17 protein-coding genes and 2 pseudogenes are annotated in these 17,026 nt (G+C 37.6%); 6 read left to right on the top strand and 13 right to left on the bottom strand.

Annotation, left to right across the window (positions count from 1 at the left end):
- Nucleotides 1-53: 53 nt before the first annotated feature.
- Nucleotides 54-800, bottom strand: a complete 747-nt coding sequence (locus R2H34_RS08805) for a TenA family transcriptional regulator (RefSeq protein ID WP_004954430.1) — start codon at nucleotides 798-800, stop codon at nucleotides 54-56.
- Nucleotides 801-1,143: 343 nt separating this feature from the next.
- Here R2H34_RS08805 and R2H34_RS08800 point away from each other — a divergent pair.
- A pseudogene (locus tag R2H34_RS08800) lies at nucleotides 1,144-1,272 on the top strand (GGDEF domain-containing protein); the annotation flags it as partial.
- Between the two features lie 8 nt (nucleotides 1,273-1,280).
- On the opposite strand, the gene R2H34_RS08795 reads toward R2H34_RS08800, so the two are convergent.
- On the bottom strand, nucleotides 1,281-2,249 hold the full coding sequence (locus tag R2H34_RS08795; RefSeq protein WP_014538385.1) for an IS30 family transposase: 969 nt from the start codon (nucleotides 2,247-2,249) through the stop codon (nucleotides 1,281-1,283).
- A 113-nt stretch (nucleotides 2,250-2,362) separates the two neighbouring features.
- On the opposite strand from R2H34_RS08795, the pseudogene R2H34_RS08790 reads away from it, so the two are divergent.
- A pseudogene (locus R2H34_RS08790) lies at nucleotides 2,363-3,463 on the top strand (GGDEF domain-containing protein); the annotation flags it as partial.
- A gap of 99 nt (nucleotides 3,464-3,562) precedes the next feature.
- On the opposite strand, the gene aroC reads toward R2H34_RS08790, so the two are convergent.
- From aroC to R2H34_RS08735, 11 genes are all read right to left on the bottom strand, one after another.
- The gene (gene aroC / locus R2H34_RS08785) at nucleotides 3,563-4,654 is read right to left on the bottom strand and encodes a chorismate synthase (RefSeq protein ID WP_004954434.1); all 1,092 of its coding nucleotides are present in this window, start codon (nucleotides 4,652-4,654) and stop codon (nucleotides 3,563-3,565) included.
- Between the two features lie 11 nt (nucleotides 4,655-4,665).
- Entirely contained in the window at nucleotides 4,666-5,676 is a 1,011-nt protein-coding gene (gene prmB, locus R2H34_RS08780; protein ID WP_042893544.1) for a 50S ribosomal protein L3 N(5)-glutamine methyltransferase, read from the bottom strand.
- Between the two features lie 125 nt (nucleotides 5,677-5,801).
- Complete coding sequence (trpB, locus tag R2H34_RS08775) at nucleotides 5,802-7,007, bottom strand: tryptophan synthase subunit beta (RefSeq protein ID WP_151974673.1); 1,206 nt, start codon at nucleotides 7,005-7,007, stop codon at nucleotides 5,802-5,804.
- Between the two features lie 37 nt (nucleotides 7,008-7,044).
- Complete coding sequence (locus R2H34_RS08770) at nucleotides 7,045-8,232, bottom strand: vWA domain-containing protein (protein ID WP_004915807.1); 1,188 nt, start codon at nucleotides 8,230-8,232, stop codon at nucleotides 7,045-7,047.
- Nucleotides 8,233-8,244: 12 nt separating this feature from the next.
- Nucleotides 8,245-9,096, bottom strand: a complete 852-nt coding sequence (locus tag R2H34_RS08765; RefSeq protein ID WP_004915804.1) for an AAA family ATPase — start codon at nucleotides 9,094-9,096, stop codon at nucleotides 8,245-8,247.
- A 39-nt stretch (nucleotides 9,097-9,135) separates the two neighbouring features.
- A complete protein-coding gene (locus tag R2H34_RS08760; RefSeq protein ID WP_125298695.1) occupies nucleotides 9,136-9,522 on the bottom strand; it encodes a hypothetical protein in 387 nt (128 codons plus the stop codon).
- Nucleotides 9,515-9,775: a YcgL domain-containing protein gene (locus tag R2H34_RS08755; RefSeq protein ID WP_236763253.1), complete on the bottom strand. Its 261-nt coding sequence runs from the start codon at nucleotides 9,773-9,775 to the stop codon at nucleotides 9,515-9,517. The genes R2H34_RS08760 and R2H34_RS08755 overlap by 8 nt, the downstream gene beginning before the upstream one ends.
- 147 nt (nucleotides 9,776-9,922) lie before the next feature.
- Nucleotides 9,923-11,065 (bottom strand): ribonuclease D, encoded by a 1,143-nt coding sequence (locus R2H34_RS08750; protein WP_125272451.1) that lies wholly within the window; start codon nucleotides 11,063-11,065, stop codon nucleotides 9,923-9,925.
- A gap of 287 nt (nucleotides 11,066-11,352) precedes the next feature.
- A complete protein-coding gene (gene recR / locus R2H34_RS08745) occupies nucleotides 11,353-11,949 on the bottom strand; it encodes a recombination mediator RecR (protein WP_318342236.1) in 597 nt (198 codons plus the stop codon).
- 67 nt (nucleotides 11,950-12,016) lie between these two features.
- On the bottom strand, nucleotides 12,017-12,346 hold the full coding sequence (locus R2H34_RS08740; RefSeq protein WP_004915785.1) for a YbaB/EbfC family nucleoid-associated protein: 330 nt from the start codon (nucleotides 12,344-12,346) through the stop codon (nucleotides 12,017-12,019).
- 12 nt (nucleotides 12,347-12,358) lie between these two features.
- Nucleotides 12,359-13,546 carry an O-succinylhomoserine sulfhydrylase gene (locus tag R2H34_RS08735; RefSeq protein ID WP_087539322.1) on the bottom strand — a complete coding sequence of 396 codons (1,188 nt, stop codon included), beginning with the start codon at nucleotides 13,544-13,546 and terminating at the stop codon, nucleotides 12,359-12,361.
- Between the two features lie 345 nt (nucleotides 13,547-13,891).
- Here R2H34_RS08735 and R2H34_RS08730 point away from each other — a divergent pair, with 345 nt between their 5' ends.
- From R2H34_RS08730 to R2H34_RS08715, 4 genes are all read left to right on the top strand, one after another.
- Nucleotides 13,892-14,977 carry an alpha/beta fold hydrolase gene (locus R2H34_RS08730; protein ID WP_004915776.1) on the top strand — a complete coding sequence of 362 codons (1,086 nt, stop codon included), beginning with the start codon at nucleotides 13,892-13,894 and terminating at the stop codon, nucleotides 14,975-14,977.
- A gap of 3 nt (nucleotides 14,978-14,980) precedes the next feature.
- Nucleotides 14,981-15,853 (top strand): NAD(P)-dependent oxidoreductase, encoded by an 873-nt coding sequence (locus R2H34_RS08725; protein WP_151707773.1) that lies wholly within the window; start codon nucleotides 14,981-14,983, stop codon nucleotides 15,851-15,853.
- A 351-nt stretch (nucleotides 15,854-16,204) separates the two neighbouring features.
- Entirely contained in the window at nucleotides 16,205-16,474 is a 270-nt protein-coding gene (locus R2H34_RS08720; protein WP_004954451.1) for a YARHG domain-containing protein, read from the top strand.
- Between the two features lie 89 nt (nucleotides 16,475-16,563).
- Complete coding sequence (locus tag R2H34_RS08715; protein WP_004954452.1) at nucleotides 16,564-16,977, top strand: HIT family protein; 414 nt, start codon at nucleotides 16,564-16,566, stop codon at nucleotides 16,975-16,977.
- Nucleotides 16,978-17,026: the final 49 nt, after the last annotated feature.

The following is a 17,026-nucleotide window of genomic DNA, read 5'->3' as shown; positions in this document are numbered from 1 at the left end:
ATAAAAAAACAGTCACACTTTTATAAAAATGTGACTGTTTCTATCATTAGAACTTAGTTTTTATGTTGAATTTTATAGCACTCATCCAAAGCCAACTCATAATAAGCCAAACCATCTTGAGCTGCCTGAAAAGCTTTTTTCTGTAAAACAGGATCTTTGTCACATAATCTTTTGATTAATTCCATCGCTTCATATGGATGTAAATCATCATAATGCGCATGAGCTCTCAACCAAGCCAATGATCTTTTATTGATATTGACTTCAGGATGTGAAGTATAAGTTTGAATCCCTTTGTAGACTTGGATTGTCCAATCACCTGTCGCCCACTCAATGGCTAAATTTGTTGCAGCAATACTTTCAGCCAAGCCACCTCTAAAATTTACATCCCACAAATAATGATTCACAGCATTCATCGCCGCAGGAGGTCTAACGTTATTTAACATCTCAACAGTCAAACCGAATCCACCTGCCCAATCTTGATACCAATTTAAATGTCTTTCTTCAACTTTGATATTTTGGATTAACCAGTCTCGGGTTTCGGTTACACCATCTAGAGCAAAGTTAGTCGCTTTAGCTAATGCACCTGCCATGTATGACGGAAAATGAGCAACCAATGGATAAAAATTTAATAATGCAGAACGAAAGCACTCAAGGCTTAAATCCCCATTTGCCATGTCCACAAATAATGGATGTTTACTCACTCTTTCTTTAGCAGGTACAAGCTCATCCCAGAACTTTTGCGCCCAATCAGAATGAGGAGTGATTTCTAATTTTGTGCTGTATTGATTCATGGCAGTCATTGCGATGCATCCTATTTCGTATGACTTAATTCAATCACTCTGTATGTGATTGATGCTTTTTTCTAAATTGTATCTTATTGCTCCAAATATACAATCATTCTTGGTAAATTTGTAACAGTTTTTAAGGGTTTGATATTTTATTCCTCTGAATCATTATATTATTTAATAGATTTTAATAAATTCGATCAATGGATGATGCGTGGGGACTAATTAAAGTTGAATTTTGCACTAATTATTTTTTTATTATCGAATAAAAATTTTTAATTTAATTCGATGCAACATAGTTTTTTAAATAATCCCTATTTTACATGTATAAAAATATTTGGGAGTGGTGAGAGATAAGATGAAGTTGAAGGCTTCCAATATTTTGGGACAAGAACAAATCGACTTGTTAATTTCTCGCGGGCTAAATTTAGTTTGGTTTCCTAAAGAATTAGAATCGATCTACAAAGATCAGTATAGAAATGAAGCAGGGCGAATTCAAACATGAGGTGCGACAGTTTGAAAAGTCTTATGATAATCAACAAGCTGAGCAAATTTCTCTAATGGTGTAAGCCAATCTAACGCTTTTCTAGGACGAGTATTCAGTGACATGGCAACTTGATTTAAATAATGCTGATCTGCCTGATTTAAATCAATCCCTTTAGGTAAATATTGCCTAATTAAACCATTCATATTTTCGCATGTGCCTTTTTGCCAGGGTGAATGTGGGTCACAGAAATATACATCTATGCCTAAATCTTCTTCAAGTATTTTATGTTCTGCCATCTCGCGTCCACGGTCATAGGTCAACGTTTTACGCAGTTCTGCAGGTAAATATTTCAGAGCTTCAGTTAAAGCCTTGCGCACTGATTCTGCCTTTGCATCAGGTAATGTTGCCAAGATACAGAGCCGTGTATTTCGTTCAATAAGTGTTGCTATCGAACTTTTATTGTCTTTACCTTTAATTAAATCAGCTTCCCAATGACCCGGTATTTTTCTTTCTTGAACTTCGGCTGGGCGCTCATGAATAGTTTTAATATCCTGTAATATAGAATCTTTTTTAGGTTCACCGTTAGCTTTTCGCTTTTTATTTTCATGACGTAGACAGGATAATAAGTCTTTTTTCAACTCACCCTTGGGTAATGCTCGTATCGTTGAATAAATCGTTGTATGGCTTACATTCATTGTTTGATCCAAATCAGGAAATGTCTTTAAACGCTTTGCTATTTGCTGAGGAGACCATAAACAACGGATCGCTTCAACAATAAATTTCCAGAGGATTGAATCGATTTTGAGTTTTCTGTGACCACGTCTACGTCTAGCAAAAGTGTTATCAGAAGCATATCGAGCTTGATAAACGTCATTGATGCTATTTCTTTTAAGCTCACGATAGATCGTACTAGGATGTCTTTTAATAAGTTCAGCAAATTTTCTGGCTGAAAAGCCTTCTTTTCTTGACTCAAGCATTAATGCAGTACGATCTTCAAAGTTAAGATGATGGTATGACAATTTTATATACTCCATAAACCCTTTAAATTAATTAGGTGGTTTATGTCGCACTTCAAGTTTTACTCTGCCCAGCTTATGAGTTTCGTTATAGAGCTCCTATTATTTTAGGGTTATATGCATTTCTAAGCTTTGGTATCTATCAAGTTCTTCCTTCAGGCATGCGTTTTGAATGGTTTGCTTATTATGGCTGGGTCGGCATTATCATTATGTTTGCTTGGCTACTTTCTTTTGTGCCAAATCTTAATAAATGGTTTGATCATTACGTTTGTTTAGGTTCAATGGGTGCCGTTGCAATCACATTTACCCTCATTAACGTACTTGAGCAAGGTCAAAATAACGTTTTATTCCATGCATCAATGATGTATGCCGTTGTAATTATTTATGGCTTCGTTGGAATGCGTTTTTACACAGCCATTATTGCTGGTTGGGCTGGTGGATTGATTGGCGTAGCTGCAAGTACTTGGCTAAATGGTTCTATTGATTGGACTTATTTACATCGCACATATACTTTCAGTAGTTTTTTAGGCATGGCTTTAGCTTATGCAACTGATCGACAACATCGAGAAAACTATCTACAAAATTGCATGATTGAACTGAATCGTCTTGAGTTGATGCGTCAAGCACAGCAATTATCAATTTTATCTCAACAAGATGCTTTAACGGGCTTAGCAAATCGTCGCTATCTAGATGAAGTACTAGAGAACGAATGGAAAAGAGCCACTCGACATGAGATGCCACTTACCATCATGATGATTGATATTGATTTCTTCAAACTCTATAACGATACACTAGGTCATATTCAAGGTGATCAATGCCTTAGACGTATCGCAATTATGTTGGGTTCGATTGCATCAAGAAGTGGAGATTTAGCTGCTCGGTATGGCGGTGAAGAGTTTTTGCTATTGTTCTCTATGACTGATCGAGATCAAGCTATTATTCAAGTTCAGCGCTTAATGGAACTAATCAGAAATATTGGTATTGTGCATCCTCGAAGCAATATATCTAAGCACGTTACGATCAGTGTTGGTGTGGCAACCATTACACCAACATTAAATGACAGTCTTTCAGAGTTTGTATCTCAAGCAGATCACGCATTATATATTGCTAAAAGTAATGGTCGAAACCAATATCACATTGCAACATCGAATAATAAAGTTTCAGAGTTATTATAACTACTAAAATGTAATTTAAATTTATTTAAATAATTTTATATTATTTTAACCACTGATAAAAAAGACACCTATTAATTTAATAATAGGTATCTTTATATTTTATGGTTCTATAGGTTTAAATGGTGGAACTACATCTGCATTTTGAGCACGATGTCTTAAAAAATGATCCATCAATACTATTGCCAACATTGCTTCTGCAATAGGTGTAGCACGCACACCTACACACGGGTCATGTCGCCCTTTCGTTAATACATCTGTATTTTCACGATCAATCGTGATTGTTTTACCCGGTGTTGTAATACTAGCAGTCGGTTTTAGAGCGATTGCAACACGGATTGTTTGTCCACTTGAAATACCACCTAGAATTCCACCAGCATGATTTGCAAGAAAACCATCTGTAGTGAGTTCATCACGAGTTTCGTGACCAAATTGACCCGCAACAGCGAAACCATCTCCAATCTCAACGCCTTTTACAGCATTAATGCTCATCATCGCATGTGCAATATCAGCATCTAATCGATCAAAAACAGGTTCACCCCAACCCACAGGAACCTTCTCAGCGAGGATTTCCAGTTTAGCACCACAACTTGTTCCTTGCTCACGTAATGAAGTCACAAGTTGTTCAAAACGAGGGACAGCATCAACATCACCACAAAAGAATGGATTATTTGGCACTTCATTCCAATCTAATTTCTCAGCAACCTCATTACCTATTTGAGTGACATGACCACGAATATCGATTCCAAATTTCTCAGCTAGGTATTTTTTTGCAATAGCACCTGCAGCAACACGCATAGCTGTTTCTCGAGCGCTTGAACGACCACCACCACGATAATCACGGAAACCGTATTTTTGCGTGTAAGTATAGTCAGCATGACCAGGGCGGAAAGTTTGAGCAATATTACCGTAATCTTTTGATTTTTGATCTGTATTACGAATTAGTAAACCGATCGAAGTTCCGGTTGTTTTTCCTTCGAAAACACCTGATATGATTTCAACTTCATCAGGCTCTTTACGTTGTGTTGCGAACTTAGAGGTACCTGGCTTACGGCGATCTAAATCACGTTGTAAATCTGCTTCGCACAGTTCAAGACCTGGTGGCACTCCATCGACAATTGCCATTAAGCCAGCACCATGCGATTCACCACAAGTTGTTACCTTAAAGAGTTGCCCAATACTATTCCCTGCCATGTTTTAGCCCCTTAACTTTGAACTGATTGCTGAAATATTTCTTTATAACGGCGGCATTGTTCAGCAGTTAATGCAAAAATACCAGAACCGCCTTTTTGGAAAGTGAGCCAATGGAAGTCAACTGTATTGAAGTTTTGGCGCATTGCCCATTCTGAGTTACCCACTTCGATGACGATTAGACCATCTTCAGTCAAATAATCAGCAGCTTGAGCTAACATTTTGCGCACTAAATCCAAACCATCCTGACCCGCAGCAAGTGCCAATTCAGGTTCATGCAAAAATTCTTCTGGTAAATCGGCCATATCTTCTGCATCCACATATGGTGGATTGCTGACAATAAGGTCATATTGATTTTCAGCTGGGATTTTTGCAAACAAATCAGATTCCAGTAATGCAACTTGATATTGTTTGTTGTGATGTTCTGTATTAATGGAAGCAACTTCTAAAGCTTCTTTAGAAATATCAGTAGCATCTACTTCAGAATCAGGAAATGCATAGGCTAATGCAACTGCAATACAACCAGAACCTGTACACATATCTAAAATACGTTGCGGTGTTTTTGGATTTGGATTAACAGGTAAGCTATTTAAAGCTTCAAGCATTTGTCCATTTTCATCTAAGCAGTATGGTGCAAAACGCTGTTCAATTAATTCAGCAATTGGTGAACGCGGAATCAAAACACGCTCATCGACATAGAATGGCTTATTAAAGAAATATGCCAAATTCAATAAGTATGAGGTTGGAACTCGTTCGTTGATTCGACGTTCTAACAAACTGAGGAATTCAGCCTTTTCACTCGGCAAAAGTTTCGCATCTAGAATTTCTGAATCTGCATTCCACTCTAGTGATAAAGTTTGTAAAACCAAAGCTGAACTTTCTGCAAAATAATCTTCAGTACCTTGTCCTAAGTGTGCGTCATATTGACGAAGTGCGGTTACACCAAAACGAATAAAATCTCGAATGGTTACTAAATTTTCAGCCGCTTCTTGTAAATGTTCAGGGCTGATTGTAGGTCGCTCCACTTAGGCGTCTCCAAAATGCAAATAGCAAAAACGCTTTATTCTAACGGGATTCAAGCCTATTTAACAGTAAAAAACCGCTTCTACAGACTAGAAACGGTTTATGAAATTTAAATCAAGGTAGAAAATTACAAACCCAACTTTTGAGCAACATAGTCTGAATCCTTATCTCCGCGACCAGAAAGATTCACGACGATCTTCGTATTTTTATCCATTTTAGGTGCTTCACGTAATGCCCAAGCCACCGCATGGGAGCTTTCTAGAGCAGGCACAATACCTTCGACACGCGAAAGCGTCATAAATGCATCTAAACACTCTTGATCTGTTGCTGTTTCATATTGAACACGTCCCAACTCTTTAAGAAAACTATGTTGTGGTCCTACACCAGGATAATCCAAACCTGATGCAATAGAATGTACAGGTAGGGGTTCTCCTTGATCATCCTCAAGCACATAACACGCCATACCATGAATTTGACCTGGTTTACCTAATGTGAGTGTAGCTGAGTGTCTATCCGTATCTAAGCCATGACCTGCTGGCTCAACCCCAACAAGTTTTACTTCAGGGGTATTTAAGAATGCAGTGAAAGCACCAATTGCATTTGACCCACCGCCTACACATGCAACTACATAATCAGGGTTTTGTCCAAAACGTTCGTTTGCTTGAGTTTTAATTTCATTTCCAATAATCGACTGAAAGTCACGTACCATTTTTGGAAATGGATGCGGACCAACTACAGAACCAATCGCGTAAATATAATTTTTAGGATCTTTTAAATATTCTTCAAAAGCACTATCAACTGCATCTTTTAAAGTTGCAGTCCCCTGAGTAACTGAAACCAAATTTGCACCCAAAATTTTCATCTTAACGACGTTTGGATGTTCTTTTTCGATATCTACTTGTCCCATATGAATTTCACAGGGAATACCGACTAATGCACAAGCAGTTGCTAGAGCAACACCATGCTGTCCTGCACCAGTTTCAGCTATGACCTTGCTTTTGCCCATATATTTAGCAAGCAAAGCCTCACCTAAACAGTGATTAATTTTATGTGCACCAGTATGATTAAGATCTTCTCGTTTTAAATAAATCTGTGCCCCACCTAGTTGATCAGATAGACGTTTCGCATGAAATAAAGGGCTTGGGCGACCAACGTAATTTTTAAACAAATCATTAAGTTCATCTTGAAATTCAGCTGTATGACGAATTTCTTCATAAGCATTGTTAATTTCGTCCATTGCCTCTTTTAAATGAGGAGGGATAAATTGACCGCCAAAATTACCAAAAAAGCCTAATTCGTTAGGCATAGCAATGCCGTTAATTTGATGTTCCATGTCTTTTCCTGTTCTTATAAAGTATTAATGTCAATTTTTAGCGTGATAAATATCGTGTCATATCCTCAATCCCCTTGAGGGTCATCGGATACATATGATTTTCAAAAATCTCTTTAATCCAGCCAATAGTCTGTGTGTAATGCCAATAGCCTTCTACTTCAGGATTTAACCAAGCTGTTTTATCAAAATGTTGGCGTAATCGTCTTAACCAAACCTCACCAGCTTCATCATTCATATATTCAACTGAGCCACCCGCTGACTTTAGCTCATAAGGCGCCATACTCGCGTCACCTACGATGATGACACGGTAGTCACGTCCATATGTATGAAATAAATCCCATGTATTCATACGCGTTGAACTACGACGATGATTATCTTTCCAAACATAGTCATAGAGACAGTTATGGAAATAGAAATACTCTAATGTCTTAAATTCTGACTTGGCAGCACTAAACAACTTCTCACATTCAGCAATATAAGCATCCATGGAGCCACCAACATCAAATAGCATCAAAACCTTAATACGGTTACGGCGCTCTGGAACCAGTTGTACGTCTAAGATACCCTGTTTTGCAGTCTCTCGGATCGTACCATCTACATCTAACTCTTCTGCTGCGCCTTGTCGCGCAAATTTACGTAAGCGACGTAAAGCAATTTGCATTTGTCGTGTACCTAAAACTTGATCATCATCAAGGTTTTGGTATTTACGTTGCTCCCATACTTTTACAGCCGAACGTTTGCGTCCTGGCCCACCAATACGCACACCTTCAGGATGATCACCAAAGGCGCCAAAAGGTGAAGTTCCACCCGTACCAATCATCCGATTGCCACCTTGATGCTTTTTATGTTGTTCGCGCAAACGCTCTTCCAACATTTTCATCAATTCTTCGAGGGAACCAGCCTTTTGTAGTTCTTCACGTTGCTCTGGTGTTAGATGTTTCTCTAAAAGCTCAAGATCAAACCAATCTTTAGGTAGTTTATGAACCTGTTTAAGCAATTCATCTAAATCGAAAGTTTCGATGCCATCAAAATAATCTTTCATAGCACGATCAAACTTATCAAAATATCGTTCATCTTTGACTAAGACAGTTTTAGCCAATTGATAGAACTCGTCTTGATCTGCGAAAACAAGACCTGAAGCCACAGCCTGATTAAGATCAATCAATTCACGGGTGGTAACAGGAACGCCATATTTACGTAAGGTGTAAAACAGTCTCACAAACATTGGTAGACACTCTTAACGGCGTGACATAAAAGCTAAACGCTCGAGTAACTGCACATCTTGTTCATTTTTAATCAAAGCACCATACAGTGGCGGAATTGCTTTTGATTTATCATGATTGCGCAATACATCTTCAGGCATATCATCAGCCATAAGTAAGCTCAACCAATCAATCAATTCAGATGTTGACGGTGGTTTTTTCAGGTTTGGGACTTGGCGTAACTTGAAGAATATTTGTAATGCTTCGCTCACCAATGTATTAGAAATACTTGGGAAATGAACAGCAATAATGTCGCGCATAGTTGCTTCATCAGGGAATTCAATATAATGGAAGAAGCAACGACGCAAGAATGCATCTGGAAGTTCTTTTTCATTATTTGAAGTGATGATAACGATAGGTCGTTGAGTTGCAGTAATTGTTTCCCCTGTCTCATAAACATAGAACGACATTTTATCGAGTTCATGCAACAAATCATTTGGGAACTCAATATCTGCCTTGTCAATTTCATCAATTAACAATACACAACGTTCTTCGCTGGTAAATGCTTCCCACAACTTACCTGGTTTAATATAGTTTTTAATGTCATATACACGATCATCGCCTAACTGGCTATCACGTAAGCGAGATACAGCATCATACTCATACAAACCTTGTTGTGCTTTAGTCGTTGACTTGATATGCCAAGTAATCAATTTCAAACCTAAGCTTTCAGCAACCTGCTCAGCAAGTAAAGTTTTACCGGTCCCTGGCTCACCTTTAACTAATAAAGGCTTTTGTAAAGCTCGTGCAGCTTTGACAGCAAGTTTGAGGCTATCGGTTGCGATATATTGATCTGTACCAGTAAAGTGTTGTGTATCAGCAGACATTTTAAAACCTTATTTTTCTATATTTAACTGTGTGTAGATTTAAACCGTGTGTCCTGTTTTATTTGCAGTGTATTTAGACCAGCAAAACCCAACCAGTAATCCTAATCCAATTACAAATAAAATTAAGGATAAATTTGACCAAATAAGAACATGCTCTTTGGTAAGTACACCGAAGATCAGTCCAAAGATTGCTGGGGCTAATGCAGAATTAGGCCCCTCAGAGATGGTTGGTGTGACTAAAATTGCAAAAACAATAATCCAAAGTATTCCACCTACTGGATTAGGTAAACGCGACATCAAACGATACCAGCACCATAATGCAATCAATGTTCCAGTCACATAAACAATAATGGCTACATTTTCTTCTGGAAATTGATCAAAGATCGAAAGAATTTGTGACCATATTGCCGTTAGAGTCTCAAGCACCGCGTAATCCCTCAGGTTCTACAGCATTCGGGTTGATAAGACCTTCTGGTGGCATTTGAATAAAAAAGCCTTTGGTTTGCAAAGAGTCTAATACATGTAAGACATTTACACGTGCAAGCTTACGCTCAGCATGCAACTCTAAGTGCATTATAAATGTTGCTTTACCAAAAGCTTGCAAGACATTTTCAGGAACGACTTCTAGAGGATTCTCTTGATCTTTATCCTCAGGATAGTTTGGACGAGCAATATAAATATACATTTCGTCTTTTTTACTCGATCTATAAATATCGCAGTGCATGTTTACTCACAACCATTATCAATCAAAAACAGCATACATGAAAAAAACTGTAGGTACATTAAGGAATGTTAACGCTACAGTCGTATTTTATACTGTTCTTATTTACCTAGAAATCTTCATTTGAGTTGTTAAAAACTCAATATCTTCTTTGAAAAGTGCAATTAACGGCTCTGTCAAAAGATCATAGCGCCAACCTAATAAATAGCTGGGTAAATCTTGCTCATCGAGATGAAAGACCACATGCTCATAAATCGCATTTAACCACTTCTTACGTAACAACACCTCCTTTGGAATACCTGTTTTATTGACCACCATTTCGATCAATAGATCAACACGAGGTGCAATTTCTTTGGAGTTGTTTTTGACAGGACGCGCCAAACGCAATGGCCATTCATCTTCTGGGGGTAAAAACTTCAGTAGATCTAAAATTGTTTTACCATGCTCACGCACAATATTTGGTCGCATGTCTTTAACTTGTGCCAACTGGAAAGTATTTCGCGGATTCTTTTCCACTAGATCAATCATTGTGGCATTTTTAAGTATGAAACTACGCGGTTGATTCATCGCTTTGGTAATTTGTTCACGCCAGATGCTTAATTGTTGCAATTGCATCAACTCACGCCTAGAGTGACGATAATTACCAATATCCGTATAAAGTTCAGATAATGGTGTCTCTAATGCGATTTCTTTAGTTAGATTTTGGCAATCCTCTAAAACATAGGAATATAAACCCTTTGTTTGAAGATCAAACTTCAGTCTTTCTGCCAGCTTATTTAAATATAGTACGTCATTTGCAGCGTAACTCATTTGCTCTTGACTAAGTGGACGTGCTAACCAGTCCGAACGTGTTTGGTCTTTATCGATATCAATATTCAAACAAGTTTTTAATGCATTTTGATAGCTGACCTGCAAACCATGACCAAGAAAAGCCATCGCGACTTGCGTATCAAATACATTTTTTAATGGCTTTTGATCTGCGTAATGATAAATCAGATCAATATCCTCACCGCATGCATGAAAGATATTCTGCTGAGCTTCAAAAAGCTTACGCCAAAAATCAGATAAATCTAGCGCAGCGCCATCTAACAACGAAACCTGATCATTTACATTGATTTGGCAAACGCCTAATTTCGGATATAAGGTATCAACCTTAATAAACTCAGTATCAAGTGCGTATGTGGAACAATATTCCATTTGATTGAGGAGAACAGCTAGATCTTTTTGCTGTTGGATAAACTGAAACATAATTGCTCAAGTAAAAAAATTAAAAACATAGCGATGCAACGATTTCATTGCAGTTATTGCTCAAGCGAGATCAGATGCAAAAATTTACTCAGTATTCCACATGCAAAACATGAAATTACTCCCTATTCCATTTGTAAATCAGCGAAAGTCCATTTCGCCAGCCAATAGTGCCACAAATTTAAATAATTATAGCTATGATAATGTAAGACAAAATGTAAAATTTAATTACTTGTTTAAATTAACAGCATGAATTTAAAATAAATATATAAATTATATCGACCTTAGTCTTATTTCATACGCATTCGATTATGTACAGCCTGACTCAAAGTGTGACTGTCTACATATTCCAATTCACTACCCTGAGGTACGCCTTGTGCAATTCGAGTCATATGTATTGGCAAGTGTTTTGTCGCTTCAACCAAATAATGTGCCGTTGCTTGCCCCTCAACTGTTGCATTAGTTGCTAGGATCACTTCTTCAATTTGACCTTCACTTAAACGCTGCACTAAATATGGGATGCCTATTTCCTCAGGTCCAATACCATCAAGTGGTGATAGATGCCCACCTAAAACATGATATTTACCTCTAAAGCTTCCACTTTGTTCAATTGCCATAACATCAGCGGGTGACTCAACCACACACAGTAAATTTGAATCACGCTCTGTCGACGCACAAATATCACAAATCTCATTTTCAGTGAGTGAATGACAAATTCTGCATTCGTGAATATGACTCGAGGCCTCATGCAATGCATACGAGAGTGCAAAAGCACCTTCACGGTTCTTCATCAATAAATGTAATGCCATACGCTGTGCAGACTTAGGACCTACACTCGGCAAAATACGCAATGCTTGAACCAATTGTTCAAATCGTTCACTAAACACAAATTAACTCGAATATTTGTAGAAAGAATCCCCCTAAGCTTATTTTTCAAACTTAGGGAGTAATTAATTAGAACAAGCCAGATAAGCCCGGTGGTAAACCCATACCAGAGTTTGCACCTTGCAATTTCTCTTCTGAAATCGCTTCAGCTTGACGAGCAGCATCATTCATCGCAGCTGCGATCAAGTCTTCAATCATGTCCGCTTCATCTTGCAATAAATCAGGACTGATCTCGATGCGTTTTACAACATGGCGACAAGTCATGGTTACTTTAACTAATCCACCACCTGCTTCAGCATGAACTTCAGTTTTCGCAAGCTCTTCTTTGGCCTTTTTAAGATTTGTTTCCATGTCTTTTTGCATGCGCTGAGCTTGCTGCATGAGCATATTAATGTTCATATCTTTCTCTCGTTAAATTAAATCTAAACCACGTGACAGATCACGAATAATATCATTGATATCTTCTAAACCAACAGATACACGGATTAAACCTTCCTCAATACCTGCTGCTTGTTTGGCTTCAGCCGACATTCTACCATGTGAGGTCGTCGCAGGATGTGTAATTGTTGATTTGACATCACCAAGATTACTTGTAATGGATAAGAATCTTGTATTATCAATTACAGTCCAAGCACCTTGACGCTCTCCCTTCACAACAAATGAGACAACCCCACCAAAACCTTTTTGCTGTTTCTTAGCCAATCCATGGCCTGGGTGATCTGGCAATCCAGCATAATATACCTTTTCAACTTTATCATGCTGCTTGAGCCATTCAGCTAATATCTGAGCACTCGCACAATGTGCCTTCATACGTAAGCTCAATGTTTCTAAGCCTTTTAAGAATATCCACGCATTAAAAGGACTCATTGAATTGCCTAGTGTACGGATCACACCATTCACTTCTTCGAGTAAATCATTTTTACCAACAACGGCACCACCCAGTGCACGCCCCTGACCATCAATATATTTAGTTGCAGAATATAGAACTAAATCTGCTCCGAATTTGATGGGTTGCTGTAATGCTGGAGTACAGAAACAGTTATCTACAGCGAAAAGAGCACCATGTGCATGTGCAATATCTGCAATCGCCTGCATATCACCAACTTGCGCTAGAGGGTTTGACGGTGTTTCTATAAATAACAAACGTGTATTTGGCTGTAAGGCATTTTTCCAACCTTCAAGATCGTCTAAATCGACAAAAGTGACTTCAACCGCGAATTTAGCTACATATTTTTCAAATAAGGCAATAATTGAACCGAATACAGCACGTGAACAAATGACGTGGTCACCCGCTTTCAAATACGCCATACAAATTGCATGTACAGCAGCCATACCAGAACTTGTTGCAACTGCACGCTCAGCACCATCAAGCGTAGCTAATCGTTTCTCAAAGGCTTGTACTGTTGGATTGGTATATCGAGAATAAGTATTGCCTGCGACTTGACCTGAAAATTTCGCAGCAGCATCAGCAGCGCTTTCACATACAAACGATGAGGTTAAAAAAATAGGTTCACTATGCTCACCTTCAAAAGTACGGTTATGACCAGTACGAATTGCAAGCGTATCTAGTTGATATTCTAAATCATCATTTGGATTCATCGTTTTGTATGCCTTATGATTAATGGGTTCAGGAACACTCTATTCTATACTCTGGACAGTTTTGCAAATTGCAAAGAATGAACCCATAGGTTTCTGCCCATTTTAACTGTGGCTAAAATTTTCTCACATTTGAATATAAAACCAAGCAATAAGATCACTATTGCTCTCTTCTAGAATCCTATCTGATTAATTTACGCACAAAAATTAAATTCATATTACAAAGTGTTATTAAATCCGCCTAAATGTGCCAACATTTTGAGCGCCTAAGGTATTTAAGGTCAAGGCGAAAGATACAATAATCGCTTAGACTTCGTGCAATCTTGACTCATGATGAGACTTAAAAAGATGAAATCGCTTGTGGAACAGCAAAAAATAAATTTTAAACATCTCGCTATGCGTGTATTTGAAGCAGACAAATTAGTCTTATCCCAATCTACACCTTATCAAGTTATTGCCGAATTTAAACAAACACGTGTCAGATTCTATGCTTCTGAAAACAAGCGTTATAAGGAGCCTCTTGTCTTCGTAGCACCACTTGCGATTAATATGGATATATACGATTTATATCCATACCGTTCTTTAGTTAAACACTTTCAAGAAAGCGGTTTTGACGTTTACCTGATTGATTGGGGTAAATTAACTTATAAAAATTATCATATTGATTTCTTATCATTCATCGATAAGTTCATTCCACGTTGCATTGAAGCAATTCAAAAGCATTCGAAATCTAAAGAAATCTCGTTACATGGTTGGAGTATGGCTGGCATCTTTGTCACACTATATACAGCACGCCATCAACCAGATGCAGTAAAAAATTTAATCGTATTGGGTAGTCCAATTGATAGTTATGCATCAGGTTATATTGGTAAGCTATATAAAACGCTCGCTTATGTGACAACACGTAATGCGACGATTAAAGACTATATTTACAATCGTCTCCCAAAACTCATGATTCATTCACCAGGTTTTTTAAATTCTTTGGGCTTTAAGTTACTCGATCCTAAAGGTTGGATCGACGGCAATATCCAACTGCTTAAAAATCTGGATAATCTAAAACTGGTTCAGGAAGATGCAACTTTAAGTCATTTTCTTAACAATATGATTGATTATCCTGGTGGCATTAATCAAGACATGCTGTTTAATGTTTGGATGCAGAACCCATTAAAAAATGGTGCAATCACACTAAAAAACAAAACCATTGAATTAAAAGGTATCAACTGCTCTCTATTAGTTGGCGCTGGGAAAAGTGATCAACTGGTAACGGCTGATGCTGCTTTTCCATTAACTCAGTTGACAAATAGCCAAGATGTCACGTTTACTCTTATACCTGGCGGACACTTAGGTTTAATGTCTAGTCAAAATAGCTCAATCGAGTTTTGGCCGACACTTACAAAATGGCTAGAAGAACGTTCAACACATTTAAAAAGGTAAACTATGACTCAATCTGTTGCATTTATCGGTTTAGGTGCCATGGGATATCGCATGGCTGCTCATTTACCAAAATATTTCGACACCGTTTATGTTTGGAATCGAAATTTTAGTAAAGCCGAACAACATGCAACAGAATTTGGAACAATTGCTGTTGAACTCGAACAAGCAGCGCAAGCCGATGTGATTTTTTCTTGCTTACCGACCAGCCAAGATGTTGAAAACCTAATAAGCAGTATCAAAATCAAATCAGGTGCAATTTGGATTGACTGTACCAGTGGTGTCCCTGATGCAGCGCGTCGTCTAGCTGAACAGCTCAAAGCTCAAGATGTAGCATTTTTGGATGCACCCGTCAGTGGTCAAACTATAGGTGCAGAAAATGCAACCTTAACATTTATGGTAGGTGGTGATATTGATGCATTTGAACGAGCCTATCCTGCTATGTCTGCTTTAGGAAAACTTATTCAACACGTAGGCGAGTCTGGCGCAGGCTTTGCAGTAAAAGCCATTAATAACATGTTGCTCGCTGTAAATTTATGGTCAGTAGCTGAAGGTTTTACAACATTAAAAGCGCATGGCGTAAATCTAGATGCCGCCTTGAATTGTATTAATGCTTCTAGTGGTAAAAGCCTAGTCACTGAGAATATTTTCCCTCAACGTGTTTTAAGTCGAGAGTTTCCTGTTACTTTTGCCCTGCCTTTATTAGCAAAAGATACGGGAATTGCCCTAGATTTGGTACACGATGCAAAATTACCTGCACCTATACTATCTTTGGCACAAAGTCTCATTCAAGCTGCAAACTTAACTGCTGAATCCAATAGTGACTTCTCAGCTGCAATTAAAATGTATGAATCTTGGACTAAAATCACGCTTAAATAAGACCCTTTATTTATGCAATATTCTATTCATCGACACTTTTGATATCTGAAATTTATGAGATAGCATTGCATAAATATGTGGTGCTTTAAATATTACATTTATTTCAATGCTTATAACTTGAGATTATTAAATTACATTTAAAACCAATTAACTTACTTTAAGTCAATGAAAAATATATTTTTTATTTTTGAATATGAATAAATCATGAAGTAAAAATTACACTCAAACAATACACATTGATTGAAATTTCATGAATAAGCCTTATATTGGTAAGTACGTAGGGATCAAATGCCATATGAATATCGTTTCATAAAGCCTTGATTTATACCTTTTTGAATAGAGGAACACCTCATGAATAAGTTTACGGTTGCAGTTATTGCAGGATTAATCTCTTTTACTGGTTTTAATCTCCAAGCTGCCACACCAGAACAAGAATGTAAAAAGTTGCAAGATGACTACAACCTCATCTATGCATCAAAAGGATTCTGTTTTAAAGACGCTGATGCGAAAGCTAAATATGGTAATGAAAACTGCCATACGACTAAGCCAAAATTTTCAGATAAAGAGCAACAACGTCTCGATCAAATCAAAGCTCGGCAAAAAGAGCTTAATTGCAAATAAAACGACTTAAATAGTTCATTTATAGCTCTCTTATTGAAATCAATAAGGGAGCAATTTTTTAACTTAGTACATCATATAAAGGATTAATCATGGCATACGATGACCAAAATATTTTCGCGAGAATTTTACGTGGCGAATTACCTGCGATTAAGGTCTATGAAGATGATCAAGTACTCGCATTTATGGATATTATGCCCCAAGCGGAAGGTCATACGCTTGTTATCCCAAAAACACCTGCAGTAACTCTACTCGATTTACCTGCGGATGCTGCTGCATACACCATTCAAATTGTGCAAAAAATTGCTAGAGCGATTGAAACTGCATTAGATGCAAAAGGTATTGTTTTAATGCAATTGTCTGGTGCTTCTGCTGGGCAAACTGTTCCTCACGTGCATTTTCACTTAATTCCAAGTTCGGTACATGAATTGGGGCGTCATGCTGCCAAGATGGGCGATCAAGAAAAAATTAAAGAATTAGCAGAAAAAATTAAAGCTGCGCTGTAATTTTTCACATAATAAAAAGCGAAGTTATAACTTCGTTTTTTATTATTAC

The organism is Acinetobacter sp. 16, assembly GCF_033439925.1.
GTDB classification, from domain to species: domain Bacteria; phylum Pseudomonadota; class Gammaproteobacteria; order Pseudomonadales; family Moraxellaceae; genus Acinetobacter; species Acinetobacter junii.
This window is presented reverse-complemented; position numbering and strand designations above follow the sequence as displayed.

Excerpts from the sequence above, each read along its gene's own strand:
- R2H34_RS08805 (WP_004954430.1), bottom strand. The coding sequence starts at position 800 with ATGACTGCCATGAATCAATACAGCACAAAATTAGAAATCACTCCTCAT.
- R2H34_RS08795 (WP_014538385.1), bottom strand. The coding sequence starts at position 2,249 with ATGCTTGAGTCAAGAAAAGAAGGCTTTTCAGCCAGAAAATTTGCTGAA.
- aroC (WP_004954434.1), bottom strand. The coding sequence starts at position 4,654 with ATGGCAGGGAATAGTATTGGGCAACTCTTTAAGGTAACAACTTGTGGT.
- trpB (WP_151974673.1), bottom strand. The coding sequence starts at position 7,007 with ATGGAACATCAAATTAACGGCATTGCTATGCCTAACGAATTAGGCTTT.
- R2H34_RS08770 (WP_004915807.1), bottom strand. The coding sequence starts at position 8,232 with ATGTTTGTGAGACTGTTTTACACCTTACGTAAATATGGCGTTCCTGTT.
- R2H34_RS08765 (WP_004915804.1), bottom strand. The coding sequence starts at position 9,096 with ATGTCTGCTGATACACAACACTTTACTGGTACAGATCAATATATCGCA.
- R2H34_RS08750 (WP_125272451.1), bottom strand. The coding sequence starts at position 11,065 with ATGTTTCAGTTTATCCAACAGCAAAAAGATCTAGCTGTTCTCCTCAAT.
- R2H34_RS08740 (WP_004915785.1), bottom strand. The coding sequence starts at position 12,346 with ATGAACATTAATATGCTCATGCAGCAAGCTCAGCGCATGCAAAAAGAC.
- R2H34_RS08735 (WP_087539322.1), bottom strand. The coding sequence starts at position 13,546 with ATGAATCCAAATGATGATTTAGAATATCAACTAGATACGCTTGCAATT.
- R2H34_RS08730 (WP_004915776.1), top strand. The coding sequence starts at position 13,892 with ATGAAATCGCTTGTGGAACAGCAAAAAATAAATTTTAAACATCTCGCT.
- R2H34_RS08725 (WP_151707773.1), top strand. The coding sequence starts at position 14,981 with ATGACTCAATCTGTTGCATTTATCGGTTTAGGTGCCATGGGATATCGC.
- R2H34_RS08720 (WP_004954451.1), top strand. The coding sequence starts at position 16,205 with ATGAATAAGTTTACGGTTGCAGTTATTGCAGGATTAATCTCTTTTACT.
- R2H34_RS08715 (WP_004954452.1), top strand. The coding sequence starts at position 16,564 with ATGGCATACGATGACCAAAATATTTTCGCGAGAATTTTACGTGGCGAA.